Raw genomic sequence first — 22,697 nt, 5'->3', positions numbered from 1 at the left:
GATAAATACTTTGTTACCCCTGATGCGTTGTCACGCGGGCTACTAGATAATCGCGCGCTACGGGGATCAGCGTTCGTTGGTCCATTTTGACTTAGGTAGAGACTTGTCCGGATCCGATTGGGGAATCATTTTGCCCCAGCGGAGTCGGAACAATGCTCGCCAACTTGGCAAGGGTGCCCTGCAAGGCCGGTATTTTTGTACCGAAAACCTCACAGGCACTTCATCTGGCCGTTGGTTTATTGATCTGTTTTCGGCGAGGGTTGCTCGTGATTGTTAGTCCCTGTAATGCAGCAAAATTGTCTGCCAAACGCTTGCGCAGCGCTCTGGTAGCGGGCTCGGCACTGCTGTGCCTGCTCAGCGCCGGCCAGCTTTGGGCATTCAATCTTGACGATGTGTCGGCCAAGGCCAAAGAACTGGCCGGGCAGAAATTCGAAGCCCCGCGCAGCAACCTGCCGAACGAATTCCGTGACATGAAATTCGCGGACTACCAGAAGATTCGTTTCCGCACCGAAAAAGCCGAATGGGCCGACCAGAAGACCCCGTTCAAGCTGTCCTTCTATCATCAGGGCATGCACTTCGATACGCCGGTGAAAATCAACGAAATCACCGCGAACACCGTCGAAGAGATCAAATACGATCCGAGCCGTTTCGATTTCGGCGATCTGCAGTTCGATCCAAAGGCCACCGAACAACTGGGCTATGCCGGTTTCCGTGTGCTGTACCCGATCAACAAGGCTGACAAGCAAGACGAAATCATGACCATGCTGGGCGCGAGCTACTTCCGCGTCGTCGGCAAGGGTCACACCTACGGTCTGTCGGCCCGTGGCCTGGCGATCGATACTGCTCTGCCGTCCGGCGAAGAATTCCCGCGTTTTCGCGAGTTCTGGATTCAGCAGCCGAAGCCGGGTGACAAGCACCTGGTGATCTTCGCCCTGCTCGATTCGCCGCGCGCCACCGGCGCCTACCGTCTGATCCTGCGTCCTGGCAGCGACACCATCGTCGACGTCAAAGGCCAGATGTACCTGCGTGACAAGGTTGGCAAGCTCGGCGTCGCGCCGCTGACCAGCATGTTCCTGTTCGGCGCCAACCAGCCGTCGAAAGTGCTCAACTACCGTCGTGAATTGCACGACTCCAGCGGTCTGTCGATCCATGCCGGCAACGGCGAGTGGATCTGGCGCCCGTTGAACAACCCTAAACATTTGGCTGTCAGCCAGTTCAGCGTCGAAAACCCGCGTGGTTTCGGTCTGCTGCAACGTGGCCGTGACTTCAGCCACTACGAAGACCTCGACGACCGCTACGACAAGCGTCCAAGCGCCTGGATCGAGCCGAAGGGCGACTGGGGCAAAGGCACCGTCGATCTGGTCGAGATCCCGACCGCCGACGAAACCAACGACAACATCGTTGCGTTCTGGAACCCGGAAAAACTGCCGGAGCCAGGCCAGCCGCTGGACTTCGCCTACCGCATGCACTGGACCATGGACGAAGCGGCGATTCACGCGCCGGACAGTGCCTGGGTCAAGCAGACCCTGCGTTCGACCGGTGACGTCAAGCAATCGAACCTGATCCGTCAGCCGGATGGCAGCGTGGCCTATCTGGTCGACTTCGAAGGCCCGTCGCTGTCGGCCCTGGCCCCGGATGCGGACGTTCGCAGCCAGGTCAGCGTCGGCGACAACGCCGAACTGGTCGAGAACAGCGTGCGCTACAACCCTGAAACCAAGGGCTGGCGCCTGACCCTGCGGATGAAGATCAAGGACGCGAGCAAGTCGACCGAGATGCGTGCCGCACTGGTGCAGAACATCGTCCCGGCCGATCTGGCCAAGACCTCGCTGCCGGCTTCCAACTCCTCGGTTGCCAAGGCCGACAAGGTCGCCGCCAAGCAACAGGAGAAAGCCGACAAGGAAGCCAAGGCCGCCGAAGCCAAACAGGCCGACGCCAAGCCAGCGACAGACGCCAAGGACAAGGCCAACAAAGACGCCAAGCAGCCAGCCGCTGCGGACGCGGCCCCAGCCACACCGGAATCGGCACCGACTGAAGAAGTCCTGACCGAGACCTGGAGCTATCAGTTGCCTGCCGATGAGTAACTCTCAAGTACAGCCAGAGACTCTGTCCGAGTACCTGGCGCATCTGCCGATGACCGACGAGCAGCGCGCGGAACTCGCGGGCTGCCAGTCCTTCAGCGAATTGCATGAACGCCTGTCGTCCTCGACGTTCGACGCGCCGACCGAAGCCGCCCAGGCTTCGGTGGGCAAGCGCCTGACCCTGAGCACCGCCGAAGAGCTGGAAGACGCGGAAATGCTGGGCGTGGACGCCAGCGGTCGAGTCCGTCTCAAGGCCACGCCACCGATTCGTCGGACCAAGGTCGTGCCGGAGCCGTGGCGCACCAATATCCTGGTGCGTGGCTGGCGCCGCCTGACCGGCCGGACCAATCCGCCGCAACCGCCGAAAGACGAAAATGTGCTGCCTGCTGCGCGCTGGCGCACCGTCGGTTCGATCCGTCGCTACATTCTGCTGATCCTGATGCTCGGTCAGACCATCGTCGCCGGCTGGTACATGAAAGGCATCATGCCGTACCAGGGCTGGTCGTTCGTCGATCTGGAAGAAGTCCTGCATCAACCGCTGCTGCAAACCGCCACGCAAGTGCTGCCGTATGCGCTGCAGACCAGCATCCTGATCATGTTCGGGATCCTGTTCTGCTGGGTATCGGCCGGTTTCTGGACCGCGCTGATGGGCTTCCTCGAATTGCTCACCGGTCACGATAAATACCGGATCTCCGGTAAAAGTGCTGGCAACGAGCCGATTCCGAAAGACGCGCGCACCGCACTGGTGATGCCGATCTGCAACGAAGACGTGCCTCGGGTGTTCGCCGGTCTGCGTGCGACGTTCGAGTCGGTGGCGGCCACGGGTGACCTGGATCGCTTCGACTTCTTTGTGCTCAGTGACAGTAACGAAACCGATATCTGCGTCGCCGAACAGCAGGCCTGGCTGGACGTCTGTCGTGAAGCCAAGGGCTTCGGCAAGATCTTCTATCGCCGTCGTCGCCGTCGCGTCAAACGCAAGAGCGGCAACCTCGACGACTTCTGCCGTCGCTGGGGCGGTGACTACAAGTACATGGTCGTGCTCGACGCCGACTCGGTGATGAGCGGTGAGTGCCTGACCAGTCTGGTGCGCCTGATGGAGGCCACTCCGGACGCCGGTATCATCCAGACCGCGCCGCGTGCTTCGGGCATGGACACGCTGTATGCACGCATGCAGCAGTTCGCCACTCGCGTTTACGGTCCGCTGTTCACCGCCGGCCTGCACTTCTGGCAGCTGGGTGAATCCCACTACTGGGGTCACAACGCGATCATCCGCATGAAGCCGTTCATCGACCACTGCGCCCTGGCGCCGTTGCCGGGCAAAGGTGCGTTCTCCGGTGCGATCCTCTCTCACGACTTCGTTGAAGCAGCGCTGATGCGCCGTGCCGGCTGGGGCGTGTGGATTGCCTACGATCTGCCGGGCAGCTACGAAGAACTGCCGCCGAACCTGCTCGACGAACTCAAGCGTGACCGTCGCTGGTGCCACGGCAACCTGATGAACTTCCGCCTGTTCCTGGTAAAAGGCATGCACCCGGTGCACCGTGCGGTGTTCCTGACCGGCGTGATGTCTTACCTGTCGGCGCCGTTGTGGTTCTTCTTCCTGGTGCTGTCCACCGCGCTGCTGGCGGTCAACACGCTGATGGAACCGCAGTATTTCATGGAGCCACGCCAGCTCTATCCGCTGTGGCCGCAATGGCATCCGGATAAAGCGGTCGCGCTGTTCTCGACGACCATCGTGCTGCTGTTCCTGCCGAAGCTGTTGAGCATCATCCTGATCTGGGCCAAGGGCGCGAAAGAGTTCGGCGGCAAGTTCAAGGTGACCCTGTCGATGCTGCTGGAGATGCTGTTCTCCATGCTGCTGGCGCCGGTGCGGATGATTTTCCACACCCGTTTCGTCCTCGCCGCGTTCCTCGGCTGGGCCGCGACCTGGAACTCGCCACAGCGTGACGACGACTCCACGCCATGGAGCGAAGCGGTCAAGCGCCACGGCCCGCAGACTCTGCTGGGCTTCTTCTGGGCACTGCTGGTGATCTGGCTGAACCCGAGCTTCCTGTGGTGGCTGGTGCCGATCGTCGGTTCGCTGATGCTGTCGATTCCGGTGTCGGTGATTTCCAGCCGCGTGGGTCTGGGCCTGAAGTCCCGTGACGAGAGCCTGTTCCTCATCCCCGAGGAATACAATCCGCCACAGGCGTTGCTGGCCACTGATCAGTACACCCACGAAAACCGCTGGCATGCGCTGAACGACGGCTTCGTCCGCGCCGTGGTCGATCCGCAGCAGAACGCCCTGGCGTGCTCGCTGGCGACCTCGCGTCACGGTGAGGCCGAGCCGATCGAGTGGCTGCGTCAGGAACGTGTGCGTCACGCGATCAAGGTGGGCCCGGCCGGGCTGAACAACCATGATCGCCTGCAACTGCTGAGCGACCCGGTCGCCCTGGCCCGTCTGCACGAGCAGGTGTGGGCCGAAGGTCACGCCGAGTGGCTGGACGCCTGGCGGGCCTCGGTGAAAGCCGATCCCCATGCGCCGTTGCTGCCGCTCAAGCCTGTGAGCTTGCAGGCGCAACCGGCCTGATGAAGAACCCCGCGAAAGCGGGGTTTTTTTTGTTCTCGATAAAGGAGCCCCTCAGCCCGGCCCTTGATTGTTAAACAAATCGTCCATTAAACCTTGTGCAAAAAATCGAGTGCGTTAGCATCCGTCCCCGAATTGGCGCACCCGGACAATCTTGTCCACCTCTGTCGGTTTTCGCGCCGCAAACGCAATGGTTTTGGGGACTTGAAGATGAAGAAGTATCTGTCGATGCTGCTGGTCGGCGTCACGGCACTGGTTGCAGTCAATGCGGCGCAGGCCGGCGCAATCGATGACGCGGTCAAGCGCGGCACCTTGAAAGTCGGCATGGACCCGACCTACATGCCGTTCGAAATGACCAACAAGCGCGGCGAGATCATCGGTTTCGAAGTCGACATCCTCAAAGCCATGTCCAAGGCCATGGGCGTCAAGCTGGAGCTGGTTTCGACCGGTTACGACGGCATCATCCCGGCGCTGATGACCGACAAATTCGACATGATCGGCAGCGGCATGACCCTGACCCAGGAGCGCAACCTGCGCCTGAACTTCAGCGAACCGTTCATCGTGGTCGGCCAGACCCTGCTGATCCGCAAGGAGCTGGAAGGCACCATCAAGTCCTATAAAGACCTGAACACCGCCGACTACCGCATCACCTCCAAGCTCGGTACCACCGGTGAAATGGTCGCCAAGAAGCTGATCGCCAAGGCCAAGTACCACGGCTACGACAACGAGCAGGAAGCCGTGCTCGACGTGGTCAACGGCAAGGCCGACGCCTTCATCTACGACGCGCCGTACAACGTGGTCGCGGTGAACAAGGTCGGTGCCGGCAAACTGGTGTTCCTCGACAAGCCGTTCACTTACGAGCCGCTGGCCTTCGGCCTGAAGAAGGGTGATTACGACAGCATCAACTTCATCAACAACTTCCTGCACCAGATCCACGAAGACGGCACCTACGATCGCATCCATGACAAGTGGTTCAAGAGCACCGAGTGGCTCAAGGACATGGAATAAGCGCTGGTCAGACTGACCGCGTCGCGCCCATCGCCAGCAGGCTGGCTCCCACATTGGAATGCGCTTCCCTGTGGGAGCGGGCCTGCTCGCGATAGCGGCCTCCCCGGCGACACAACTTTCGGATTTCGCTAAACCCATGAAACAGAAAAAAGCCCAATGGCCCTGGCACGTGCTGACCGTGCTGGTGCTGATCGGCCTGGCTGGCGCGCTGTATTACGCCACGTCGCTGATGTCCTACGAATGGCGCTGGAACCGCGTGCCGCAGTACTTCGCCTATCAGGCCGAGGAAACCCAGCGCGCGACCGACATTTCCACCGTCAGCGAACTGGTGCGCAAGGGCGGCAGCGCGCAAGTCACCCTGCGCAACGATGCCGGTGACGAGCAGCACCTGACCGTCGACGAAAACAGCCTGCAATTCGCCCAGGGCGACGATGTGGCTGAAGGCGACGTCGTGGGTGTTACCCGACATTGGGCGGCGGGGCCGCTGCTGTGGGGCCTGTGGACGACGCTTTGGCTGTCGGTGGTGTCCGGTGTGCTGGGGTTGTTGATCGGTCTGGCGACCGGGCTGTGCCGACTGTCGAGCAACCCGACCCTGCGCGACCTGTCGACGATCTATGTCGAACTGGTGCGCGGCACGCCGCTGCTGGTGCAGATCTTCATTTTCTACTTCTTCATCGGCACGGTGATGAACCTGTCCCGGGAGTTCGCCGGGATCGCCGCGCTGTCGCTGTTCACCGGCGCCTACGTGGCGGAAATCATCCGTTCCGGCGTGCAGTCGATTGCCCGTGGCCAGAATGAAGCCGCCCGTTCGCTGGGTCTGGGCGCTGGCCAGTCGATGCGCCACGTAGTGTTGCCGCAAGCCTTCAAGCGCGTGCTGCCACCGCTGGCGGGGCAGTTCATCAGTCTGGTGAAGGACACTTCGCTGGTGTCGGTGATCGCCATCACCGAGCTGCTGAAAAGCGGTCGTGAAGTGATCACCACCTCGTTTTCGCCGTTCGAAATCCTGTTCTGCGTTGCCGGCCTGTACCTGTTGATCAACCTGCCGCTGTCGAAAATCGCCAGCCGGCTTGAGCGGAGGCTCGCGCAAAGTGATTGAAGTCCGCGATCTGGTAAAAGTCTTCGACACCCGTGGGCAAGTGGTCCGGGCTGTGGATAACGTCACCACTTCCGTCGCCAAGGGCGAGGTGCTGGTGGTGATCGGTCCGTCCGGCTCCGGCAAGTCGACCTTCCTGCGTTGCCTCAATGGTCTGGAGGCATTCGATTCCGGCTCGGTGAGCATCGACGGCCTGCAACTGGCCGACCCGAAAACCGACGTCAACGCCTACCGCCGCGAAGTCGGCATGGTGTTCCAGCACTTCAACCTGTTCCCGCACATGACCGTGCTGGAAAACCTGTGCCTGGCGCAGAAAGTCGTGCGCAAGCGCGGCCAGAAGGAAAGCGAGGCGAAGGCTTTGGCGTTGCTGGAGAAGGTCGGGATTGCACAGAAGGCCCGCGAATATCCTTCGCGCCTGTCCGGCGGTCAGCAGCAGCGCGTGGCGATTGCCCGGGCACTGGCGATGGATCCTAAGGTCATGCTGTTCGATGAGCCGACCTCGGCCCTCGATCCGGAAATGGTCGGTGAAGTGCTGGATGTGATGAAAAACCTGGCCGTGGAAGGCATGACCATGGTCTGCGTGACCCACGAAATGGGCTTTGCCCGGGAAGTGGCGGATCGGGTGCTGTTCTTCGATCACGGCAAACTGCTGGAAGACGCCTCGCCGGCCGAGTTCTTCGATGCGCCGAAGGATCCGCGGGCCCAGGCTTTCCTGCGCCAGGTTCTCTAAGCGCGGGGCAAAAAAAATCGCAGCCATTGGCTGCGATTTTTTTGTTTGCGCGGTTTAAACCTTGAAGCGTCCCACCAGCGTTTGCAGGTGAGTGCCCAGGCGCGCCAGCTCGACGCTGGAGGCCGCCGTCTCTTCACTCGCCGCCGACGTCTGGTCCGATACATCCCGTACGTTCAGCACGCTACGGTTGATCTCTTCGGCCACGGCACTCTGCTGCTCGGCCGCCGCTGCGATTTGCTGGTTCATCGCCTGAATCGCCGACACGGTGCGCGTGATGTTTTCCAGCGAGCCACCGGCACGACGGGTCAGTTCCACGCTGCTCTGGGTCAGCGTGCGGCTGTTGTCCATGATCGTCGCCACTTGCTGGGTGCCGTTCTGCAGGCCGACGATCAGCTCTTCGATTTCTTCGGTGGACTTCTGGGTGCGTTGCGCGAGGCTGCGCACTTCGTCGGCGACCACCGCGAAACCACGTCCGGCTTCACCGGCGCGGGCCGCTTCGATGGCGGCGTTGAGGGCCAGCAGGTTGGTTTGCTGGGCCACGGACTTGATCACGTCGAGGACGCTGCCGATCTTGTCGCTTTCGCGCTTGAGTTCGCCCATGGCCTCGGTGGAGTGGCCGACTTCAGTGGCCAGGCGTTCGATCTGGGCGATGGCTTCGCCGACCACTTTGTCGCCTTCGCGGGCCTGTTGGTCAGCGGCGACGGCCGCTTCTGAAGCTTCCTCGGCGTTGCGCGCGACTTCCTGCACGGTGGCAGCCATTTCGTTCATGGCGGTGGCGACCTGATCGGTCTCGACTTTCTGATTGTTCACGCCGGCACTGGTCTGCTCGGTCACGGCCGACAGTTCTTCGGCGGCGCTGGCGATCTGGGTGACGCCGTCACTGATCCCGCCGATCAGGTCGCGCAGGCCCTGAGTCATGCTCTGCATCGAACGTTGCAACTGGCCGAGTTCGTCGCGGCGCTGGGAGATCAGGTTGTGGGTCAGGTCGCCAGCGGCCACGCGCTCGGCGACTTTCAGGGTCTGCTCCAGCGGGATGATGATCTGCCGGGTGATCGCCCAGGCGGCGAGCAGGCCGAAGGCCACGGCCAGCAAGGTGGCGATCAGCAACTGGTTCTTGGCGCTGGCGGCATCGGTATCACGCACGATGGTCTGGGAGTCGGTGAGCTTCTTGCTGATGTCCATCAACAGGTCGCCCTGGGCCGACATGCGGGCCAGCGCCTTGGCGCTGGCAACCTGCGAATCACGGAACTGGCTGACAGCGGCGCGATAGGCTTTCAGCGACTCGGTAGCCTGTTGCAGATTGGCGATGTGCTGTTCCGGCAATTTGGCCGGCAGGGTCTCGAGGTTTTTCAGGGCGTTGTCGATGGCGTCGAGGGCCGGTTGTTCGGCCTCGGCCTTGGCGCTGTAGGTGTAGCCGCGCACCTGGAAGCGGGCCTGCTGGATCAGCTTGCTGAGGTCGATCACCGCGTTGAACTGGGCAACGCTGTCGCCTTGCAGCATGGATTTCTCGACTTCGGCAACCTTGGCCACGGCATTGTCGGCGGTGGCGCCGAGTTTGCTGCGGGCGTCTTCACGCAGGGCGGTGGCCTGGGTCATGTCGGCGAAGGCGCGTTTGTATTCGGCAACGGCGGCCAGTTGCTGATCGACCATCGCCGCGTCGGCTGGCTGTTCGATCAGGCTGCGAGCGGTTTGCAGGCCGCTGTCGAGTTTGCCGAGCAGGTCATTGACTGTGCCCGGGCCTTGTTCGCCACGGCGCATTTCGTAGTCCAGACGCGCCAGGCGCAGGTCCTTGGTCAGCTCGTTGAGGCTCGAGATGAAACCGAGTTTGTCACCGCGGCTGATGATGCCGCTCATGCCGGTCCAACCGGTGAAGGTGATCAACAGGGTCAGAAGCAGCACCAGGCCGAAACCGATGCCCAGCTTGCGTTTGACGCTGACGTTTCCAAGATTCTCGGCTAACCAACGGTACATGCGACGACTCCCCTCGGACCACTAATTGGACTTATGGAGACTGTATCGGCTGGATGATGGCAATCTGTAACGCAATTTGTCTGGCGCCAAATGGCGCCAGAGCGCTTCAGAACAGGCGGGCGAGCAGGGCAGTGACGGCGGTTTCGACGCGCAGGATGCGATCGCCGAGTTGCACCGGTTGCAGGCCGGATTTGCCCAGCAGGTCGATCTCGTAGGGAATCCAGCCACCCTCGGGGCCGATGGCCAGGGTCACCGGTTCGTTCAGGGCACGCGGGCAGGGCGGGAAGTTGCCCGGATGGCCGACCAGGCCGAGGGTGCCGTCGGTGATGGCCGGCAGACGATCTTCGACAAACGGCTTGAAGCGCTTCTCGATGATGATTTCCGGCAGCACGGTATCGCGGGCCTGTTCGAGGCCGAGGATCAAATTCTCGCGAATCGCTTCCGGCTCCAGAAACGGCGTCTGCCAGAAGCTCTTTTCGACGCGATAGCTGTTGACCAGAATCACCTTCGATACACCCATGGTCGCCACGGTCTGGAACACCCGACGCAGCATCTTCGGGCGTGGCAGGGCGAGTACCAGGGTCAGCGGCAGCTTGGCCGGCGGTGGCTGATCGAGGGTGACCCGCAGTTCGGCTTCGCCCGCTTCCAGACGCAGCAGTTCGGCAGAGCCCATCAACCCGTTGATGCGCCCGACCCGCAGGCTGTCGCCGACTTCCGAGCGGTGGACTTCCTGCATGTGAGTCAGGCGCCGATCACGCAGCACGACACGGTCGGCCGCAATGAAATCGGCTTCTTCAAGCAACAGCAGGTTCATGGCTGCGTCGCTGGCGGCTGATCGTTGTGGTCGTCGACGGTTTCGTCCGGGCGCTCGCGCTTGCTGACCAGGCTGCCGAACAGGATGCCGACTTCGAACAGCATCCACATCGGCACGGCCAGCAGGGTCTGGGAGAAGATGTCCGGCGGGGTCAGGATCATGCCGACCACGAAGCAGCCGATGATCACGTACGGGCGGATCTTCTTCAGGTATTTGACGTCGACCACGCCGATCCACACCAGCAGGACCACGGCCACCGGGATTTCGAACGCCACGCCGAAGGCAAAGAACAGCGTCATGACGAAATCGAGGTAACTGGTGATGTCGGTCATCATTTCCACGCCGGCCGGGGTGGCCGAGGCGAAGAACTTGAAGATCAGCGGGAACACGAAGTAATAGGCGAATGCCATACCGGTGTAGAACAGCAGGATGCTGGAAATCAGCAACGGCACTGCGACACGCTTCTCGTGCTTGTACAGGCCCGGCGCGATGAAGCCCCAGATCTGATGCAGGATCACCGGGATCGCGAGGAACAGCGACACCATCATCGTCAGCTTCAGCGGCGTCAGGAACGGCGAGGACACGTCGGTGGCGATCATCGTCGCGCCGGCTGGCAAGTAACTGCGCAGCGGCGTCGAGACGAAGGTGTAGATCTGCTGGGTGAAGGCGAACAGCCCGGCGAAGATGATGAAGATCGCCGCGACGCAACGCAGCAGGCGGGTGCGCAACTCGGTGAGGTGCGAAACCAGCGGCATGTGCTGGTCGTTTTCAGGGAGATCGCTCATGGGGCTCGCGGCGGCAAAGTGGTGTCTTGGGGCGCCGGTGTGGCTGGCGCAGCGGCTGGAGCAACAGGTTCAATCGGCTTCATGATCGGCGCAGCTTCAGCGGCGGCGGCAGAAACGTGCTCGACGCTTGCCGGTTGTTCCGCAACGGGAGCCACTGGCGTTTGCTCTGCAACCGGCGGCACCGGTGTCGGCTCCTGCTGAGCCGGAGGCGTGAAAATCTTCCGCGCCTCCTGCTCCAGCGACAGAATGTGTTCGTTGTGCAGTTGCCGACGGATTTCGTCGGCACCGATTTCACGTTCAACTTCCTGTTTGATCGCGTTGAAGCTGCGCTTCAGCCGTCCGACCCACAGGCCAGCGGTGCGTGCAGCGCCCGGCAAACGCTCGGGGCCCAGCACCAGCAGGGCAACGAGGCCGACGAGCAGCAGTTCAGAGAAGCTGATACCAAACATTAGTCAGTGCTCACACGTCTTTGCGGATCGGCTCTTCGACTTTTTGCGCCTGCACGTCAATGGTGTGCGGCGGGTTGGCCTGAGCGGTGGCTTGCGGCTGAACCGGCGGTACCGGTTGCGCAGGCGTGACGGTCGGATCGGCGGACGGTTTTTCGTCGTCGTTCATGGCTTTGCGAAAGCCCTTGATCGATTCGCCGACGTCGGTGCCGAGGTTTTTCAGTTTCTTGGTGCCGAACACCAGCACCACGACAACCAGAATGACGATCCAGTGTTTCCAGTCAAAAATGCCCATCTTGCTGTTCCTCTCTAATAGTTGTTCAGGCGGACGGACGCGAGGCTTTCTCGACGTGTCCGGACAGGCCGAAGCGACGATCCAGCTCGTCGAGTACAGCCTGCGGATGCTGCCCCAGTTGGGCGAGCATGACCATGCTGTGAAACCACAGGTCGGCGGTCTCGTAGATCACGTCGCTGCAGTCGCCACTGACGGCGGCGTCCTTGGCGGCAATGATCGTTTCGACCGATTCTTCGCCGACTTTTTCCAGAATCTTGTTCAAGCCCTTGTGATACAGACTGGCCACATACGAGCTGTCGGCAGCAGCGCCCTTGCGCTCTTCAAGCACCTGAGCGAGGCGGGTCAGGGTGTCACTCATGTTTGTGTCCTGCGGAATAAATAGCGTGCGGGTCTTTCAAGACCGGGTCGACCGTTTTCCAGTCGCCGTTTTCGAAGACGCGGTAGAAGCAGCTCTGACGGCCGGTATGGCAAGCGATGTCGCCAATCTGTTCGACCATCAGGATGATCACGTCGGCGTCGCAGTCCAGGCGCATTTCATGCAGGGTCTGCACATGGCCGGACTCTTCGCCCTTGCGCCACAGCTTGCCACGGGAACGTGACCAGTAGATTGCACGGTTTTCCGCGGCGGTCAGCTCCAGGGCTTCGCGGTTCATCCAGGCCATCATCAGCACGCGTCCGGTCTTGTGATCCTGGGCAATCGCCGGCACCAGGCCATCGGCGTCCCACTTGATCTCGTCCAGCCAGTTTTTCATCTTCGACTCCGACAGCGAACCCACACTTCAATAGTCGGGTTCAGGCGTTGAAACAGTGTGCCAGCCGATCACGGAACTGGCTATCGGCGAACGACCAGATACAAGCCGACTGCCACCATGATTCCGGCGGGCCAATGCCCCAGTTCGTGCAACGGGCCGCCGGCGGCGAGGATCGTGCCGCCCGCCAGATGCGCGCTGCCGAGCAGGCGCAGGAACCAGTCGTCCTTGCGTTTGTGCCACGGCGGCGGTGGATCGTTGGCGTGGGGCTGGGACATGCGTTCGAGCAGGTCGCGGGCCATGTTGGCCAGGTGCGGCAGTTGTTCGAACTGGCTCTGGACGTTGCCGATCAAGGCTTTCGGGCTGACGCGCTCGCGCATCCAGCGTTCGAGGAACGGCTGCGCGGTGTTCCACAGATCCAGGTCCGGGTACAGCTGACGGCCCAGGCCTTCGATGTTCAGCAAGGTCTTTTGCAGCAAAACGAGTTGCGGCTGCACTTCCATGTTGAAGCGGCGCGCGGTCTGGAACAGGCGCATCAGCACCTGGCCAAATGAAATATCTTTTAACGGTTTTTCGAAGATCGGTTCGCACACGGTACGGATTGCCGCTTCGAATTCGTTGAGTTTGGTTTCCGCCGGCACCCAGCCCGAATCGATGTGCAATTGCGCCACACGACGGTAGTCGCGCTTGAAGAAGGCGAACAGGTTGCGTGCCAGATAGTCCTGGTCTTCCGGGGTCAGGCTGCCGACGATGCCGCAGTCGATCGCAATGTACTGCGGGCTCCACGGGTTGACGGTGCTGACGAAGATGTTTCCCGGGTGCATGTCAGCGTGGAAGAAACTGTCGCGGAATACCTGGGTGAAGAAGATCTCCACGCCGCGCTCGGCAAGCATTTTCATGTCGGTGCGCTGGTCGGCGAGGGTCGCCAGGTCCGTCACCTGAATCCCGTAGATACGCTCCATCACCAGCACTTTCGGCCGGCACCAGTCCCAATAGACTTGTGGCACGTACAGCAGCGGCGAGCCTTCGAAGTTGCGCTTCAACTGGCTGGCGTTGGCCGCCTCGCGCAACAGGTCGAGTTCGTCGTAGATGGTTTTTTCGTAGTCGCTGACCACTTCCACCGGGTGCAGCAGACGGGCGTCGGCGGAGACCTTTTCGGCCGCGCGGGCGAGGATGAACAGCCACGCCAGATCCTGCGCGATGATCGGCTTCAGGCCCGGGCGGATCACCTTGACCACCACCTCTTCGCCGGTCTTCAACTGCGCGGCATGCACCTGCGCGACCGAGGCCGAGGCCAGCGGTTCGACGTCGAAGCGGCTGAACACTTCGCTGATCTTCTTGCCCAGCTGTTCTTCGATCAGCTTGACCGACAGCTGCGAATCGAACGGCGGCACGCGGTCCTGCAACAGCATCAGCTCATCGGCGATGTCTTCAGGCAGCAGGTCGCGGCGGGTCGAGAGGATCTGCCCGAACTTGATGAAGATCGGCCCCAGGTCCTGCAAGGCCAGGCGCAGGCGTGCGCCACGGCTCAGGTCCAGCGGCTTGCGCGGGAACCAGCGCCACGGCAAGGCGTAGCGCAGCGCCAGCAGGAACCACGGCAATGGCAGATCGAACAGCAGGTCATCGAGGCGGTAGCGGATCACGACGCGCTGGATGCGCAACAGACGGCGGACGGCGAGCAGCTTCATGCGTTATCGCTTGGGTCGAGGGATCGGGAAAGGCGCTCGAAGCGCGCCTCGAGACGTTCCAGATCGAGTTTGATCCGGTCCAGTTCGCTGAAACGGGCTTCGGCTTCGCGTTGCCCGACGAGGGTGCGCGATTCTTCGGCCAGGTATTCGGCGAGGTTCTGGTTGAGGCTGGCAAATCCTTGTTGATACCAGCGGGCGCGGCTGCGCAGGTGACCGCCGACCAGTTGCGTAGCGACCGGTCCCAGCCAGCGCGAGAGTTCGTACTCCCAGTCCAGCTCAAGGTCCTGCAGCACGCCCGCCAGTTCCAGCAGCACGCCGCTGTCGCCGTCGAGTTCGACTTCCGGTGCGTGCAGCACCGCCGTCTTGTCCTTGCTCAGGGCCAGTTTCACCAGGCTCGAGGCCGGGGCGCGCAAGGTGCAGTCGACGCCGGTTTCCCAGTGGGACGCCAGCATCAGGCCTTCGTCGCTCGGCAGGATGAACAGTTGCAGCGCCGGGCTGCGGCAATCCACGGCAATCACTTTGCCGGTCAGATGCGCCAGTCGCGGCAGCGCGGTGCTGTCGAGACGCAGCACGCGGTTCAGGCCGAGTTCGACGCTGGCCAGCAGCCCGGTCAGCAGCATCAGGGTTTGATGCCGCGGTGCAGGGCAACGATGCCTGCGGTCATGTTGTGATAGGTCACACGGTCGAAACCGGCGTCGACCATCATCGACTTCAGGGTTTCCTGATTCGGGTGCATGCGGATCGATTCGGCCAGGTAGCGATAGCTTTCCGAGTCGTTGGTGATCAGCTTGCCCATCAGCGGCATGAAGGCGAACGAGTAGGCGTCGTAGGCCTTGGACATCAGCGCGTTGGTCGGCTTGGAGAACTCCAGCACCAGCAGGCGGCCGCCAGGCTTGAGTACGCGCAGCATGGAGCGCAGAGCGTCTTCCTTGTGCGTCACGTTGCGCAGGCCGAAGGCGATGGTCACGCAGTCGAAATGGTTGTCCGGGAACGGCAGTTTTTCTGCGTCGGCCTGGACGAATTCGACGTTGCCCGACACGCCGACATCCAGCAGGCGGTCACGACCGACCTTGAGCATGGATTCGTTGATGTCCGCGAGAACCACCTGACCGGTCGGGCCGACCAGGTGCGAGAATTTCTTGGTCAGGTCGCCCGTGCCGCCGGCGATGTCCAGCACGCGGTTGCCGGCGCGCACGCCCGACAATTCGATTGCGAAGCGCTTCCACAGACGGTGCATGCCGCCCGACAGAAGGTCGTTCATCAGGTCGTACTTGGCGGCTACGGAGTGGAACACCTCAGCGACTTTTTCCGCTTTCTGGCTTTCCGGAACGTTTTTGAAGCCGAAGTGAGTGGTGGGTTCGGCATCGCTGCCTTTGCGCTGATCAGTCATATCGCTGTCACCAAAAGAGAATGCGCGACATTCTAATCCCCAAGCCATGCTTTGTCTTGGAATGGCTAAAGGTAAGATGGGCAACCTTCGGGACGATTTGCCGCAGTGGCGGTCAAGATTCGTTGCAGGCATTCATAGCCCCATTCAAAAAGCAGGAGTCATTCAATGGCCCATATCAGTGTTGAGCGTGCCCACAGCCTGGGCAAGGAAGTTGCCCGCGAGAAAGCCGACAAGCTGGCGCAGAAACTGTCCGATCAGTATGGCCTCGAGCCGCAGTGGGCGGGTGACACCCTGAACCTCAAGCGCTCGGGCGTGAAAGGCGCGGTGCATGTGGCCGAGGATTCGATCCGGGTCGACGTGGAACTGGGCCTGATGATGTCGGCCATGAGCGGCATGATCAAAGCCGAGATCGAGAAGGCGCTGGACAAGGCGCTGGTCTGAACAGAACAAAGGGGGAGCTTCGGGCTCCCTTTTTTCTTTGTGGTGCACCTGCCTTTTATGTCAGTTGTTAGGGTGCCGTTTCTAATTTTTCTCCCTACTTTGTGCCTGAGCCCGACACACGTCCGGGCAGTTCCTCAAACCTTCTGCGCGTGAGGTGCACCATGGCCAAAGTTATTTTGAAGAAAAAAATCGACGCCTCGACTTCTGCTCTGAGCGACGTCAAATCCTATGCCCGCAAGATCTGGCTGGCAGGCCTGGGTGCCTACACCAAGGTCGGCCAGGAGGGCAGCGAGTACTTTCAGGAGTTGATCAAGGCTGGTCAAACTGTTGAAAAGAAAGGCAAAAAAGTCGTCACCGAAAAACTCGAAGCGGCCAATGCCGAGATCGACGAAGCCAAGAGCGAAGTCAGCTCTTTCAAAGGCCGCGTCGAAGTTCAGCTCGACAAGGTCGAGAAGGCGTTCGACACGCGTGTCGCCAGTGCCTTGAATCGTATCGGCATTCCGTCTAAACATGACGTTGAGGCACTCTCTGCTAAGCTCGATGAGCTGACGGCATTGCTCGAACGCGTCGCGCGTAAATCTTAAGGAGAACGGGATGGCTGGTAAAAAGAACACCGATAAAGAAGGCAGCTCGTGGATCGGGAAAGTCGAAGACTACTCCCGCAAGATCTGGCTGGCTGGTTTAGGCGTGTACTCGAAGATCGACACTGACGGCAGCAAGCTCTTCGATACATTGGTCAAAGACGGCGAGAAAGCCGAGAAGCTCACCAAGGCTGCAGTCGGCAAGACAGTCGATGCTGCCAAGGACTCTGCAAACTCGGCCAAATCGCGCATCAGCGGCGTGAAAGATCGCGCGCTGGGCACGTGGGATCAACTGGAAGGGGCTTTCGACAAGCGCCTGAACAGTGCGATTTCGCGCCTGGGCGTACCGAGCCGCAACGAGGTGAAGGATCTGCACAAGAAGGTCGATACCCTGACCAAGCAGATCGAAAAACTCACCGGTCTGAAAACCCAGCCTGTAGCGGCCAAAACCGCAGCAGCCAAACCGGCGGCAAAACCTGCTGCCAAACCATTGGCCAAGGCTGCTGCTAAACCTGCCGCCAAGCCAGCGGCCAAAACCGCAGCCGCCAAGCCAGCAGCGAAAGCCGCGGCCAAACCGGTTGCCGCCAAGGCCGCCGCGAAACCTGCTGCAAAACCAGCGGCCAAGCCAGCAGTGAAAACCGCTGCCGCCAAACCCGCTGCCAAGCCTGCCGCCAAACCGGCTGCGGCGAAAAAACCAGCAGTGAAAAAACCGGCCGCGCCGAAAGCCGCTGCGCCGAAACCGGTGACCACACCAGCAGCACTGGCAAGCACGTCGAACTCCGCCTCGGCTCCAACCCCGGCGCCAGCTCCGACTGTTGCATCGACTCCGTCGACGCCGACCAGTCAGTCCTGATTTTCAGGGCTCAAGAAAACGCCCGGCCTGTGAAGGTCGGGCGTTTTTGTTTGGGCGGTCACTCGTGATCTTCGAGGTATTGCAGGGCCATTCTCTCCGTCGCCACTTTCACCGGCGGCAACAGGTGCGGTGCCACCAGCATCATGATCTGGTAAACCACCAGCCGCACTTCCCCTTCACGATCAAGAATCCGCTGATAGTCCAGCGAGAACAGCAAGGTCATGGTGATCTGCTCCACCAGTTGCCCCAGCGCCTGGGTATCACTGACCAACTGCCCCGAGGCCTTCAGCCGTGCCAGCAATGACGCCAGCGTGCGCTTCAGGACGTTGAGAAAGTTGCGAATGCCCTTGGCCAGCTTCGGCAGCCGTCCGGCCAGGTTCGACAGGTCCTGGAACAGGAACCGGTACTGCGCCAGCCGCTCGACGATCAAGTGCAGGAACAGCCAGTAATCCCCCGGCGCCAGCTCTACATCCGCGGGCGGGTCGAGCAGTGGCGCCAGTTCGTTCTGGAAGCGCTCGAACAACCCGAGAATCAGCGGCTCCTTGCCGTGAAAGTGGTAGTAGAGGTTGCCGGGGCTGATCCCCATTTCATTGGCAACCTCCATGGTGGAGACGTTCGGCTCGCCCTTTTCGTTGAACAACTGCAGGGCACATTCGAGGATCCGTTCGCTTGTTTTCATCCAGTCTTCTTAAAGGGCGGTTGGGGCCGGTCAGCGCACACGCACGTAAGTGCCGGGCGCCGCCTCCATCGGTGGATAGTTCGCGTTGCCAAGGGCCATCTGGGTTTCGCGCAAGGTGCCGGAGCGCTGCTGAACCCATTCCAGCCACTGCGGCCACCAGCTGCCGTCGACTTTTTTCGCGTCGTAGTACCAGGCACGCGGGTCGCTGCTCATCTTGCCGTTTTCGACGTAGTTGGCCTTGGGGTTGCTTGGCGGGTTGAGAATGCTCTGCACATGGCCGCTGTTGGACAGCACGAAGCGCCGCTCGCCACCGAGCAGCAAGGTCGAGCGATACACCGCGTCCCATGGCGTGATGTGGTCGTTCATGCCGGCCACGCTGAAACTGTCGACCGTGACTTTCTGCAGGTCGATCGGCGTGCCGCAGACTTCCAGGCCGCCCGAATGAATCAGCGGGTTGTGCTTGAAGAAATCCAGCAGATCGCCATGAAACGCGGCGGGCAGACGGGTGCTGTCGTTGTTCCAGTAGAGGATGTCGAACGCCGGCGGCTCCTTGCCCAGCAGGTAGTTGTTGACGAAGTAGCTCCAGATCAGATCGTTGGGACGCATCCAGGCGAACACCTTGGCCATGTCGCGACCGTCCAGCACGCCTTTCTGGTAGGAGCGGCGTTTGGCCGCTTCGAGGGTCTGTTCATCGGCGAACAGTGTGGCCGGAGAGTCGATCTGGCTGTCGAGCAGGCTCACCAGATAGGTTGCGCTGGAGACTCGGCGCAACTGCCGCTTGGCCTGCAAGTGCCCTTGCAGTGCGGCGATGGTCAGCCCGCCGGCGCAGGCGCCCATCAGGTTGACTTCGCGGGCGCCGGTGATCGCCCGGCAGATGTTCATCGCTTCTTCCACGGCTTCGACGTAGGTCGACAGGCCCCATTCGCGGTGGCGCACGTCCGGGTTGCGCCAACTGATCATGAAGGTCTGCAAGCCGTTCTTCAGGGCGTACTGGACGAAGCTGTTGTTCGGGCTCAGGTCGAAAATGTAGTACTTGTTGATTTGTGGCGGCACCACCAGCAGCGGTTTTGAATACTGCTTTTCGCTCATCGGCTTGTACTGGATCAGCTCAAGCATTTCGTTGCGAAACACCACTGAGCCTGTGGTGGTGGCGACGGTCTTGCCGACTTCGAAAGCCTGCTTGGTCACCTGGCGCGGCAGGCCGTCGTTGTGCAGCAGGTCATCGAACAGATGGCTCAGCCCACGCACCAGGCTGTGGCCGCCGGAGTTGAACAGCTCCTTGACCGCCAGCGGATTGAGCAGCGTGTTGGAGGGCGCGACGGCGTCGTTGATCAGGGAAAAAGCGAAGTGCGCACGGGCGCGATCGTCATCGCTCATGCTGCTGTCGTCGATCCAGCTCTTGACCTGCTTCTGCCAGCTCAAATAAGCCTGCAGGCTCCGGCGGTAGAACGGGTTGAGGCTCCAGGCCGGGTCGGCGAAGCGGCTGTCATTGGGGTTGGTCGGGTGCAGGGTTTCGCCGAGCAGCACGCGTCCGAGCGCGCCACCGAGTTTCAACGCGTGCCTCGCGCTGTGAATCGGGTTGCGCAGGCCGTGGGCGGCTACGCTGCGCAACGTCGAAATCAGGTCGCGGCCACGCAGGCCGGTCATTGCACTTTGTGCATTGATGAAAACGGCAGGACTGGGCACTACGCCCGTCGCTGGTTTGTCGCGCATGACTCAACACTCCTTCGTCTTCAGGTCAAAAACAAACACACCGAACCAGAACACCATAGACGCTGTTGCGGGTTGTTGCCTGCGCGGCGTCCTGCCACGCACTTTGAAAAGGCTCTGCAAGGAGCTGTCCAGAAAACCGGACCGGGCCGGTTATCCGCCCAGCGGTGTCGGGTGGGGGTGCATCACTGCACGAAGACGTTCCTCCTGGAGGAACTTCATGATGATCGGCGCCACGGCTTCGGCCCGGGTGATCAGGAACAGATGACCGTCATCGATGATGTGCAACTGGGCATTGGGAATCCGCCAGGCCAGCATGCGCATGTTGATCAGCGGGATCAGCGGATCGTCGTCACCGGCCAACACCAGGGTCGGCTGATGGATCTTGTGCAGCCAGTGAATGCTGGTCCAGCCAAGGCCCGCGAACAGTTGCCAGTAGTAGCCGAGCTTGCCCGCCGAACGCACCTTGGCCGCATGGCTGGCGGCGAGTGTCGGGTCGCGGCGGAACGAGCCGCCGTAGATCATCGGGGCGATGCGGATCACATGGGACGGCTGGATGTAGCGCCGTGGACTGGCCATCATCCACAGCACCTTCGGCTTGCCCGGCACCATCACCGCGCCCGCCGCTGTCGCTGCGAGTACCAGCTTCTTGCAGCGCTCGGGATAGTCATAGGCGAACTGTTGCGCCAGCGCGCCACCCCAGGACACGCCGATCACATTGACCTGTCCGTAGTCGAGGTAGTCGAGCATCCGTGCAGTGAGCTTCGCCAGTCCCGGAAAGCGATACGGCCGTCTCGGCGTCGAAGAGCCACCGACACCGGGCACGTCGAAGGCGATCACTTCCAGGTCCGGATCCAGCGCCGCGACAAAAGGAAACACCAGCTCCAGGTTGGCGCCGATGCCGTTGAAAATCAGCAAGGGCGTCAAGTGAGGCTTGCCGGGGCGAACCGCCGTGCGGATGGTCTGGCCATCCAGCTCGACAGTACGAAAGATGAACGGTTGCGGCATGCTTCAAGGCCCTGTGGGTCGCAATCTCAGTGTTCACCTCACTCCCCGGGGGGAGTGAGGTGTGTCGGTTACCGCTCGTGTACGTAAGTGCCCGGTGAGGCCTCGCCTGCCGGGAATGCTTTGTTGCCCAGTTTCGTCGGTGCCTTTTTCAGCTCGCCCGAACGCGCCGCTTGCCACGCCTGCCAGTGCAACCACCAGGAATCGGCATGCTTGGTCGAGTTTTCCTGCCAGTCATCGGCATTGGCGGTCATTTCGTCGCTGGTCATGTAGCGCGATTTCGGGTTGCCCGGCGGGTTCAGAATGCTTTGGATATGCCCGCTGCTCGACAGCACGAATTCCACCTTGCCGCCAAACAGCTGCGCCGACTTGTAGCAAGACTTCCACGGGGTGATGTGGTCGTTGGTGCCGGCCAGCGAGAAGATGTCGGCGGTCACCTGCTTGAGGTCGATCGGCGTGCCGCACACTTCCAGTGCATCGGGGCGGATCAGTGGGTTGTTTTTGAACATCTCGATCAGGTCGCCGTGGAACGCCGCCGGCAACCGGGTGGTGTCGTTGTTCCAGAACAGGATGTCGAACACCGGCGGCTCGTTGCCGAGCAGGTAGTTGTTGACCCAGTAGTTCCAGATCAGATCGTTGGGACGCATCCAGGCGAAGACCTTGGCCATGTCTTTGCCTTCGAGCACGCCGGCCTGATACGAATGACGCTTGGCCATTTCCAGGGTCTGCTCGTCGACAAACAGCGCGACGTCGCTGTCCAGGGTGGTGTCGAGCACGCTGACCAGCAGGGTCAGGGCATTGACCTTGTTTTCGCCAGTGGCGGCATAGTGGCCGAGCAGGGCGGTGCACGTGATGCCGCCAGAGCAGGCGCCGAGCATGTTGACGTCCTTGCTGCCGGTGATCGCGGTGACCACGTCGACCGCTTCCTTCAGGGCTTCGATGTAGGTCGAAAGGCCCCACTCGCGCTGTTCCTTGGTCGGGTTGCGCCAGCTGACGATGAAGGTCTGCACATTGTTGCGCAGGCAGAAGCGCGCCAGGCTCTTGTCCGGGCTCAGGTCGAATACATAGAACTTGTTGATCTGCGGCGGTACGACCAGCAGCGGGCGCTCGTGCACCTGTTCGGTGATCGGCTTGTACTGGATCAGCTCCAGCACGTCGTTGCGAAACACTACCGCGCCTTCGGTCACGCCCAGGGTCTTGCCGACCTCGAACGCGCCCATGTTGACCTGGCTCGGCATGCCGCCGTTGTGGACCAGATCCTTGGCCAGATGCGAGAGGCCGTCGAGCAGGCTCTTGCCGCCGGTCTCGAAGAAACGTTTGACCGCCGCCGGGTTGGCCGCCGTGTTGGTCGGCGCCATGGCTTCGGTCATCAGGTTGATCACGAAGTGCCCGCGCGCAATGTCCTTGGGCGAGAGGCTGCTGTCGTCGATCCAGGCATGGAGTTCCTTGCGCCACGCCAGGTAGGTTTGCAGGTAACGCTTGTACAGCGGGTTCTGACTCCACGCCGGATCGGCAAAGCGACGGTCATCGCCAGCCGGTTGCAGTTCTGATTTGCCGAACAGCACGTTCTTCAATTCGAGGCCGAAATGAGTGACGTGTTTGACACTATGGATCGGTTGTTTGATGGCCTGGGTCAGCACCATTCGAGCAGAGGCCAGCAGATCCTTTCCGCGAAGCCCAACGACAGGATTCAGCCCCAGGGTGTTTTCCGAGGCTTGGTACTTCAAATCATCGTTATTCTTGTTACTCATCTACGACGCTCCATTGTCCTGAGACGAGTACCCGGTTTTCTGCTGTGCAGTTCCACAGCCAATGCCA

The 22,697-nt window shown here is 61.2% G+C and carries 22 protein-coding genes and 1 pseudogene; 8 read left to right on the top strand and 15 right to left on the bottom strand.

Features of this window, described 5'->3' with window-relative positions:
* The first annotated feature begins 266 nt into the window (after positions 1 to 266).
* From AC1RMX_RS08300 to AC1RMX_RS08280, 5 genes are all read left to right on the top strand, one after another.
* Positions 267 to 2,081, top strand: a complete 1,815-nt coding sequence (locus tag AC1RMX_RS08300) for a glucan biosynthesis protein G (protein WP_096819956.1) — start codon at positions 267 to 269, stop codon at positions 2,079 to 2,081.
* Positions 2,074 to 4,644 carry a glucans biosynthesis glucosyltransferase MdoH gene (mdoH, locus tag AC1RMX_RS08295; protein WP_493071420.1) on the top strand — a complete coding sequence of 857 codons (2,571 nt, stop codon included), beginning with the start codon at positions 2,074 to 2,076 and terminating at the stop codon, positions 4,642 to 4,644. Before AC1RMX_RS08300 ends, mdoH begins: the two co-directional genes overlap by 8 nt.
* A gap of 207 nt (positions 4,645 to 4,851) precedes the next feature.
* Positions 4,852 to 5,649, top strand: coding sequence for a transporter substrate-binding domain-containing protein (locus tag AC1RMX_RS08290; RefSeq protein WP_085711037.1), 798 nt, complete (start codon positions 4,852 to 4,854; stop codon positions 5,647 to 5,649).
* Positions 5,650 to 5,785: 136 nt separating this feature from the next.
* Positions 5,786 to 6,745 (top strand): amino acid ABC transporter permease, encoded by a 960-nt coding sequence (locus AC1RMX_RS08285; RefSeq protein WP_493071418.1) that lies wholly within the window; start codon positions 5,786 to 5,788, stop codon positions 6,743 to 6,745.
* A complete protein-coding gene (locus tag AC1RMX_RS08280) occupies positions 6,738 to 7,472 on the top strand; it encodes an amino acid ABC transporter ATP-binding protein (RefSeq protein WP_192559566.1) in 735 nt (244 codons plus the stop codon). The genes AC1RMX_RS08285 and AC1RMX_RS08280 overlap by 8 nt, the downstream gene beginning before the upstream one ends.
* A 54-nt stretch (positions 7,473 to 7,526) precedes the next feature.
* On the opposite strand, the gene AC1RMX_RS08275 is transcribed toward AC1RMX_RS08280, so the two are convergent.
* The 11 genes and pseudogenes from AC1RMX_RS08275 to ubiE form a co-directional block, all read right to left on the bottom strand.
* Positions 7,527 to 8,240, bottom strand: a complete 714-nt coding sequence (locus AC1RMX_RS08275; RefSeq protein ID WP_371858310.1) for a methyl-accepting chemotaxis protein — start codon at positions 8,238 to 8,240, stop codon at positions 7,527 to 7,529.
* Between the two features lie 141 nt (positions 8,241 to 8,381).
* Positions 8,382 to 9,326, bottom strand: a pseudogene (locus AC1RMX_RS08270) (methyl-accepting chemotaxis protein); the annotation flags it as partial.
* Between the two features lie 223 nt (positions 9,327 to 9,549).
* Positions 9,550 to 10,257 carry a 16S rRNA (uracil(1498)-N(3))-methyltransferase gene (locus AC1RMX_RS08265; RefSeq protein WP_493071416.1) on the bottom strand — a complete coding sequence of 236 codons (708 nt, stop codon included), beginning with the start codon at positions 10,255 to 10,257 and terminating at the stop codon, positions 9,550 to 9,552.
* Positions 10,254 to 11,042, bottom strand: a complete 789-nt coding sequence (gene tatC, locus AC1RMX_RS08260; protein WP_493071414.1) for a twin-arginine translocase subunit TatC — start codon at positions 11,040 to 11,042, stop codon at positions 10,254 to 10,256. Before tatC ends, AC1RMX_RS08265 begins: the two co-directional genes overlap by 4 nt.
* The gene (tatB, locus tag AC1RMX_RS08255) at positions 11,039 to 11,491 is read right to left on the bottom strand and encodes a Sec-independent protein translocase protein TatB (protein ID WP_493071412.1); all 453 of its coding nucleotides are present in this window, start codon (positions 11,489 to 11,491) and stop codon (positions 11,039 to 11,041) included. Before tatB ends, tatC begins: the two co-directional genes overlap by 4 nt.
* Before the next feature lie 10 nt (positions 11,492 to 11,501).
* A complete protein-coding gene (locus tag AC1RMX_RS08250; RefSeq protein ID WP_493071410.1) occupies positions 11,502 to 11,783 on the bottom strand; it encodes a twin-arginine translocase TatA/TatE family subunit in 282 nt (93 codons plus the stop codon).
* A gap of 25 nt (positions 11,784 to 11,808) precedes the next feature.
* Positions 11,809 to 12,141, bottom strand: coding sequence for a phosphoribosyl-ATP diphosphatase (locus AC1RMX_RS08245; RefSeq protein WP_007952422.1), 333 nt, complete (start codon positions 12,139 to 12,141; stop codon positions 11,809 to 11,811).
* The gene (gene hisI / locus AC1RMX_RS08240) at positions 12,134 to 12,535 is read right to left on the bottom strand and encodes a phosphoribosyl-AMP cyclohydrolase (protein ID WP_007909357.1); all 402 of its coding nucleotides are present in this window, start codon (positions 12,533 to 12,535) and stop codon (positions 12,134 to 12,136) included. Before hisI ends, AC1RMX_RS08245 begins: the two co-directional genes overlap by 8 nt.
* An 80-nt stretch (positions 12,536 to 12,615) precedes the next feature.
* A complete protein-coding gene (gene ubiB, locus AC1RMX_RS08235) occupies positions 12,616 to 14,220 on the bottom strand; it encodes a ubiquinone biosynthesis regulatory protein kinase UbiB (RefSeq protein WP_096819933.1) in 1,605 nt (534 codons plus the stop codon).
* Positions 14,217 to 14,840, bottom strand: a complete 624-nt coding sequence (locus tag AC1RMX_RS08230; RefSeq protein ID WP_007952419.1) for a ubiquinone biosynthesis accessory factor UbiJ — start codon at positions 14,838 to 14,840, stop codon at positions 14,217 to 14,219. Before AC1RMX_RS08230 ends, ubiB begins: the two co-directional genes overlap by 4 nt.
* Complete coding sequence (gene ubiE, locus AC1RMX_RS08225) at positions 14,840 to 15,610, bottom strand: bifunctional demethylmenaquinone methyltransferase/2-methoxy-6-polyprenyl-1,4-benzoquinol methylase UbiE (RefSeq protein WP_007952418.1); 771 nt, start codon at positions 15,608 to 15,610, stop codon at positions 14,840 to 14,842. Before ubiE ends, AC1RMX_RS08230 begins: the two co-directional genes overlap by 1 nt.
* Before the next feature lie 165 nt (positions 15,611 to 15,775).
* On the opposite strand from ubiE, the gene AC1RMX_RS08220 reads away from it, so the two are divergent.
* The 3 genes from AC1RMX_RS08220 (at position 15,776) to AC1RMX_RS08210 (ending at position 17,485) form a co-directional block, all read left to right on the top strand.
* Positions 15,776 to 16,051 (top strand): polyhydroxyalkanoic acid system family protein, encoded by a 276-nt coding sequence (locus AC1RMX_RS08220; RefSeq protein ID WP_085711042.1) that lies wholly within the window; start codon positions 15,776 to 15,778, stop codon positions 16,049 to 16,051.
* Between the two features lie 161 nt (positions 16,052 to 16,212).
* Positions 16,213 to 16,635, top strand: coding sequence for a phasin family protein (locus tag AC1RMX_RS08215; protein WP_096819932.1), 423 nt, complete (start codon positions 16,213 to 16,215; stop codon positions 16,633 to 16,635).
* 10 nt (positions 16,636 to 16,645) lie between these two features.
* Complete coding sequence (locus tag AC1RMX_RS08210; RefSeq protein WP_096819931.1) at positions 16,646 to 17,485, top strand: phasin family protein; 840 nt, start codon at positions 16,646 to 16,648, stop codon at positions 17,483 to 17,485.
* A gap of 58 nt (positions 17,486 to 17,543) precedes the next feature.
* Here the strand turns inward: AC1RMX_RS08210 and AC1RMX_RS08205 are convergent, their stop codons facing one another.
* The 4 genes from AC1RMX_RS08205 to phaC (AC1RMX_RS08190) all read right to left on the bottom strand — a co-directional run bounded on the left by AC1RMX_RS08205 (position 17,544) and on the right by phaC (AC1RMX_RS08190) (position 22,630).
* Positions 17,544 to 18,164, bottom strand: a complete 621-nt coding sequence (locus AC1RMX_RS08205) for a TetR/AcrR family transcriptional regulator (RefSeq protein WP_096819930.1) — start codon at positions 18,162 to 18,164, stop codon at positions 17,544 to 17,546.
* Between the two features lie 30 nt (positions 18,165 to 18,194).
* Positions 18,195 to 19,877 carry a class II poly(R)-hydroxyalkanoic acid synthase gene (gene phaC, locus AC1RMX_RS08200; RefSeq protein ID WP_096819929.1) on the bottom strand — a complete coding sequence of 561 codons (1,683 nt, stop codon included), beginning with the start codon at positions 19,875 to 19,877 and terminating at the stop codon, positions 18,195 to 18,197.
* 150 nt (positions 19,878 to 20,027) lie between these two features.
* Positions 20,028 to 20,882 (bottom strand): poly(3-hydroxyalkanoate) depolymerase, encoded by an 855-nt coding sequence (phaZ, locus tag AC1RMX_RS08195; RefSeq protein ID WP_085732561.1) that lies wholly within the window; start codon positions 20,880 to 20,882, stop codon positions 20,028 to 20,030.
* A 68-nt stretch (positions 20,883 to 20,950) separates the two neighbouring features.
* On the bottom strand, positions 20,951 to 22,630 hold the full coding sequence (gene phaC / locus AC1RMX_RS08190; RefSeq protein ID WP_102620211.1) for a class II poly(R)-hydroxyalkanoic acid synthase: 1,680 nt from the start codon (positions 22,628 to 22,630) through the stop codon (positions 20,951 to 20,953).
* Positions 22,631 to 22,697 lie beyond the last annotated feature (67 nt).

Source organism: Pseudomonas sp. GW822-FHT03F04 (assembly GCF_058801405.1).
Note: the sequence above shows the minus strand (reverse complement) of the source record. Positions and strands in the feature narration are given on the sequence as shown.

Coding starts and splice junctions, on each gene's coding strand:
- mdoH (WP_493071420.1), top strand. CDS start 2,074: ATGAGTAACTCTCAAGTACAGCCAGAGACTCTGTCCGAGTACCTGGCG.
- AC1RMX_RS08290 (WP_085711037.1), top strand. CDS start 4,852: ATGAAGAAGTATCTGTCGATGCTGCTGGTCGGCGTCACGGCACTGGTT.
- AC1RMX_RS08285 (WP_493071418.1), top strand. CDS start 5,786: ATGAAACAGAAAAAAGCCCAATGGCCCTGGCACGTGCTGACCGTGCTG.
- AC1RMX_RS08275 (WP_371858310.1), bottom strand. CDS start 8,240: ATGAACGAAATGGCTGCCACCGTGCAGGAAGTCGCGCGCAACGCCGAG.
- AC1RMX_RS08265 (WP_493071416.1), bottom strand. CDS start 10,257: ATGAACCTGCTGTTGCTTGAAGAAGCCGATTTCATTGCGGCCGACCGT.
- tatC (WP_493071414.1), bottom strand. CDS start 11,042: ATGAGCGATCTCCCTGAAAACGACCAGCACATGCCGCTGGTTTCGCAC.
- tatB (WP_493071412.1), bottom strand. CDS start 11,491: ATGTTTGGTATCAGCTTCTCTGAACTGCTGCTCGTCGGCCTCGTTGCC.
- AC1RMX_RS08250 (WP_493071410.1), bottom strand. CDS start 11,783: ATGGGCATTTTTGACTGGAAACACTGGATCGTCATTCTGGTTGTCGTG.
- AC1RMX_RS08245 (WP_007952422.1), bottom strand. CDS start 12,141: ATGAGTGACACCCTGACCCGCCTCGCTCAGGTGCTTGAAGAGCGCAAG.
- hisI (WP_007909357.1), bottom strand. CDS start 12,535: ATGAAAAACTGGCTGGACGAGATCAAGTGGGACGCCGATGGCCTGGTG.
- ubiB (WP_096819933.1), bottom strand. CDS start 14,220: ATGAAGCTGCTCGCCGTCCGCCGTCTGTTGCGCATCCAGCGCGTCGTG.
- AC1RMX_RS08230 (WP_007952419.1), bottom strand. CDS start 14,840: ATGCTGCTGACCGGGCTGCTGGCCAGCGTCGAACTCGGCCTGAACCGC.
- ubiE (WP_007952418.1), bottom strand. CDS start 15,610: ATGACTGATCAGCGCAAAGGCAGCGATGCCGAACCCACCACTCACTTC.
- AC1RMX_RS08220 (WP_085711042.1), top strand. CDS start 15,776: ATGGCCCATATCAGTGTTGAGCGTGCCCACAGCCTGGGCAAGGAAGTT.
- AC1RMX_RS08215 (WP_096819932.1), top strand. CDS start 16,213: ATGGCCAAAGTTATTTTGAAGAAAAAAATCGACGCCTCGACTTCTGCT.
- AC1RMX_RS08210 (WP_096819931.1), top strand. CDS start 16,646: ATGGCTGGTAAAAAGAACACCGATAAAGAAGGCAGCTCGTGGATCGGG.
- AC1RMX_RS08205 (WP_096819930.1), bottom strand. CDS start 18,164: ATGAAAACAAGCGAACGGATCCTCGAATGTGCCCTGCAGTTGTTCAAC.
- phaC (WP_096819929.1), bottom strand. CDS start 19,877: ATGCGCGACAAACCAGCGACGGGCGTAGTGCCCAGTCCTGCCGTTTTC.
- phaZ (WP_085732561.1), bottom strand. CDS start 20,882: ATGCCGCAACCGTTCATCTTTCGTACTGTCGAGCTGGATGGCCAGACC.
- phaC (WP_102620211.1), bottom strand. CDS start 22,630: ATGAGTAACAAGAATAACGATGATTTGAAGTACCAAGCCTCGGAAAAC.